Annotated in this window: 4 protein-coding genes; 1 reads left to right on the top strand and 3 read right to left on the bottom strand. The window is 71.1% G+C overall.

The window, feature by feature from the left end:
• Positions 1-838: serine/threonine-protein kinase (locus GUY60_RS35740; RefSeq protein WP_161705574.1), on the bottom strand; the 838-nt coding region annotated here is incomplete at its 3' end.
• A gap of 284 nt (positions 839-1,122) precedes the next feature.
• Here GUY60_RS35740 and GUY60_RS35745 point away from each other — a divergent pair.
• A complete protein-coding gene (locus GUY60_RS35745; RefSeq protein ID WP_161705576.1) occupies positions 1,123-1,953 on the top strand; it encodes an endonuclease I family protein in 831 nt (276 codons plus the stop codon).
• On the opposite strand, the gene GUY60_RS35750 is transcribed toward GUY60_RS35745, so the two are convergent.
• Both GUY60_RS35750 and GUY60_RS35755 read right to left on the bottom strand, forming a co-directional pair.
• Complete coding sequence (locus GUY60_RS35750) at positions 1,920-2,672, bottom strand: Fic family protein (RefSeq protein WP_312866555.1); 753 nt, start codon at positions 2,670-2,672, stop codon at positions 1,920-1,922. The genes GUY60_RS35745 and GUY60_RS35750 overlap by 34 nt on opposite strands.
• Positions 2,662-3,426, bottom strand: coding sequence for a hypothetical protein (locus GUY60_RS35755; RefSeq protein WP_246236083.1), 765 nt, complete (start codon positions 3,424-3,426; stop codon positions 2,662-2,664). The genes GUY60_RS35750 and GUY60_RS35755 overlap by 11 nt, the downstream gene beginning before the upstream one ends.
• Between the last annotated feature and the right edge of the window lie 245 nt (positions 3,427-3,671).

Below are 3,671 nucleotides of genomic sequence, written 5' to 3' on the forward strand. Positions count from 1 at the left end.
CGGTCGGGGGTACGGAGTCGTGCGGGGTGAGGGTGAGTGCGCGCAGCCGCTCGTGGACCTCGTGCGCGGTGGCGGGCCGGTCGTCGGGGGACTTGGCGAGCAGGTCGAGCACCAGGGCGTCCAGGGCGGCCGGTACGTCCACGCGCTTCGTGCTCGGCGGGTTCGGCTCGGTGTGCACATGGGCGAACATCGCCGCGGCCGGCTCCAGATTCCCGAACGGCGAGTCCCCGGTGAGGAGTTCGTGCAGCACGCAGCCCAGCGCGTACAGGTCGCCCCGCGCGTCGCCCGGCCGCCCGAGCAGCCGCTCCGGAGGCATGTACGCAGGGGTGCCGATGGCCTGACTGGCCGTCGTGGCGGTGGTGGCGAAGCGGGCGAGGCCGAAGTCGAGGATCTTGACCGTGCCGTCCGGGGTGAGCATCAGGTTGCCCGGTTTGAGGTCGCGGTGCACGATCCCCGCGTCGTGCGCGACGGCCAGCGCAGCGGCGGTCGCCGCGGCCAAGTCGACGGCCCTCTCCACGGTCGGTGGCCCGTCCTGACGCAGCACCCGGCTCAGGTCGTGCCCGGCGAGCAGCTCCATGACCAGGTACGGGGTGCCGTCCTCGTCCTGGCCCAGGTCGTGCACGGTCACCACGCCGGGATGGTTCAGGCCGCCCGCGGTGTGCGCCTCGCGCAGCAGCCTCCGCTCCTCGTCGGCGCTCCCGCCGCCGCGCTTCAGCAACTTCACGGCCACCTGGCGCCGTACGACCGAGTCCCAGGCCGCCCAGACCTCGCCCATGCCGCCGCGACCGAGCAGCTCACCCAGCTCGTACCGCCCGGCGAGCACGCGGACGTCCGCCATCTTTCCCTCCGATACCGGACCGTCTGTCACCACACGGTCTGTCGTGGCACCGCGCCAGCATAGTTGGGTGCGCCGAAAGACCCGACTGCGCTCCGGAGCACGGGAGTTGCCCTGCGTACGGGTGGGCGTTGTTGTTTACGCGATCGGCATGTAACTGATGTGTGGTGTCTACCGCTCTACGCGCATTGCATGGCAAGGTTCTCAGGCCAATGCTTCGTCAACTGTCATGCGGAGGACGAGTGTTGAAGTACCGGATGCCGACGGGAGAGGACACCCCCCACATCATGTCCGCTCATACTGCGCGCCGCCGCTGGCGGCGCCCGCTGCTCATCGCTGCTGTCGCGGCGTCGATCGCCGTGCCCTCGGTGGCCGTCGCGACCGACGCGCCGACCTCTGAACCGGGCGCCAGGACCGCGGTCCAGGTCCTGGACGACACCTACTACAAGGACGCGATCGGCAAGACCGGCCCCGAACTCAAGGCCGCCCTGCACACGATCATCAGCGAGCAGACCAAGCTGTCGTACGACCAGGTCTGGGACGCGCTGCGCGCCACGGACGAGGACCCGAACAACTCGTCCAACGTGATCCTGCTCTACACCGGCCGCTCCCAGTCCAAGACCGCCAACGGCGGCGACCCGGACGACTGGAACCGTGAGCACGTCTGGGCCAAGTCCCACGGCGACTTCGGCACCTCCACCGGACCCGGCACCGACGTCCACCACCTGCGGCCCACCGACGTGTCGGTGAACAGCACCCGCGGCAGCAAGGACTTCGACAACGGGGGCGAGGAACTCGGCGAGGCGCCGGGCAACTTCACCGACGACGACTCGTTCGAGCCGCGCGACGCGGTCAAGGGCGACGTGGCCCGCATGATCCTCTACATGGCCGTGCGGTACGACGGTGAGGACGGCTTCGCCGACCTGGAGCCCAACGACGAGGTGAGCAACGGCTCCGCCCCCAACATCGGCCGCCTCTCGGTCCTCAAGGAGTGGAGCGCCGGTGACCCGCCGGACGACTTCGAGAAGCGCCGTAACCAGGTGATCTTCGACGACATCCAGCACAACCGGAACCCGTTCATCGATCACCCCGAGTGGGTCGGCGAGATCTGGAAGTAACGATTCGTCGGGGGCCCGGACCCGCGAAGGTCCGGGCCCTCGACGCGTTGTCGGTGGGCTTGGGTGGACACGGCCCATGAACGCCGACGAGGACGCGCCGCCCGGATGAGGACACCGACCAGCACGGCCAGGTCCTCGGCGCCGGCGGCGTCGTCCGCGTAGCGCGTGGTGCGTAGCGGGCCGACCTCGGGCGGGCGGATCCCCTCCAGGTCCAGGACGTGGGCGAGCGTGAGCATGGACAGGCGGGCGTTGCCGTCCGGGAACGGGTGGAAGAACGCCACGTCGAGGCACGCCCTGGCGGCGCGCGCGGCCACGGGGACGGCCGGGTCGGCGCTCTCGCGCAGGCAGCGCTCGAAGTCCCGTCGGGTGTCGACCGTGAGGGCGTACCGTTCCCTGCCGCCCTTCGCGAAGGCGTCGCCGTCACGGAACGCCACATCGGGCGTGCCGAGGACGAGCCGTTGCCACGATGTGAGCAGGGCGAGGCTCAGCGGGCGCCGCCGCGTGGCGTCGGCGCGTGACCGGGCGAGGGCCGCGAGCAGCCGGTCGGCCCGAGTCGGGTCCTGGGTCCGTGCCCCGGCCGCGCACCAACGTGCGAAGCCGTCCACCGCGCTCCCGCCCCGGCCCGGTGTCCCGACGTCGGCACCGGCCCAGTCGACGCGGCTCCGCACCTGACACCAGAGGGCCAAGTGATCGGTGTCGTACGGGAGTTCAGCGGTCACGGTAGGAGGGCTCCCCGGTCAGGTCGGTCGCGAGGTCCTCGCCCACCGTGGTGACGACGGTCGGGGCCGGAGTCGTCCAGCTCTCGAAGCGGCCGCCGATCGCCCGCTCGACAGCTGCGTCCGCCTGTTCCGCGGTCATTCCCGTGGACGACAGGAACCAGGTCAGGACGGTGCGGCAGAGCGTGTACCAGGCGCACTCGGCTCCCGTACGGTCCATCACGACCGTCACCAGACGGGTGGCCGCGCGCTCCACGTGCCAACTGCGGTCGGCCGCGACCGTACGGGGATCCGCGTCCGGGGCGGAGGTGTCGAGGTCGTCCGGGGGTGCCAACTGCTTGAAGCGGTCGGCCAGTTCCTCCAGCCAGTCGCGCCATTCGAGCAGCGACGCCACGACAGCGGCGGCCGTCGGCACCGCCTCGCCCACCGAATCCGCGTCGCAGCACCAGCTGGTGACCACACCGCCACCGCCGCCTTCGCCGTACGACCAGTGCCAGCCGCAGGCCCACCGGCCGTACCGGGCGACCAGCAGCCGCGTCACCTCGGCGACGAACCGGGACTGCGCCCGCCGGTCCACGCCGACCGGAGGGACCATCGGGGCGATCAGCGTTACGACGGTGGCGTGCTCCTCCTCGCTCCACGCGAAGGCGTTGCTGTCCGGGTCTGCGGCCGACCAGGGCAACAGCCGGGCGTTGAGGGTGAGTTGGTGATCGGCGTCCGTGGTGTTCCTCCGGAGTCGGGGCGGGTGCGCGGGCATCCGGCCGATCTTGCCAAGCCCGCCGCGCGCGCGTCACGCGAATTTGCCGGTGCGCCCGACAGTCCCGCTCGCCTCAGCTGCTCCCAACAGCCCCTGGAAACAGGACAGTTCACCTGACAACAGCCACAGCCTCCACCTCCACCAGATGCTCCGGTACGTCCAGTGCCGCGACGCCCACGAGGGTGGCCGGTGGGGTGGGGGTGTGGTCGAGGTCCGCGAGATCGAGAAACGCGGCCGTCGCTCCC

Origin of the sequence: Streptomyces boluensis (genome assembly GCF_009908195.1) — a bacterium.
Lineage (GTDB): Bacteria > Actinomycetota > Actinomycetes > Streptomycetales > Streptomycetaceae > Streptomyces > Streptomyces boluensis.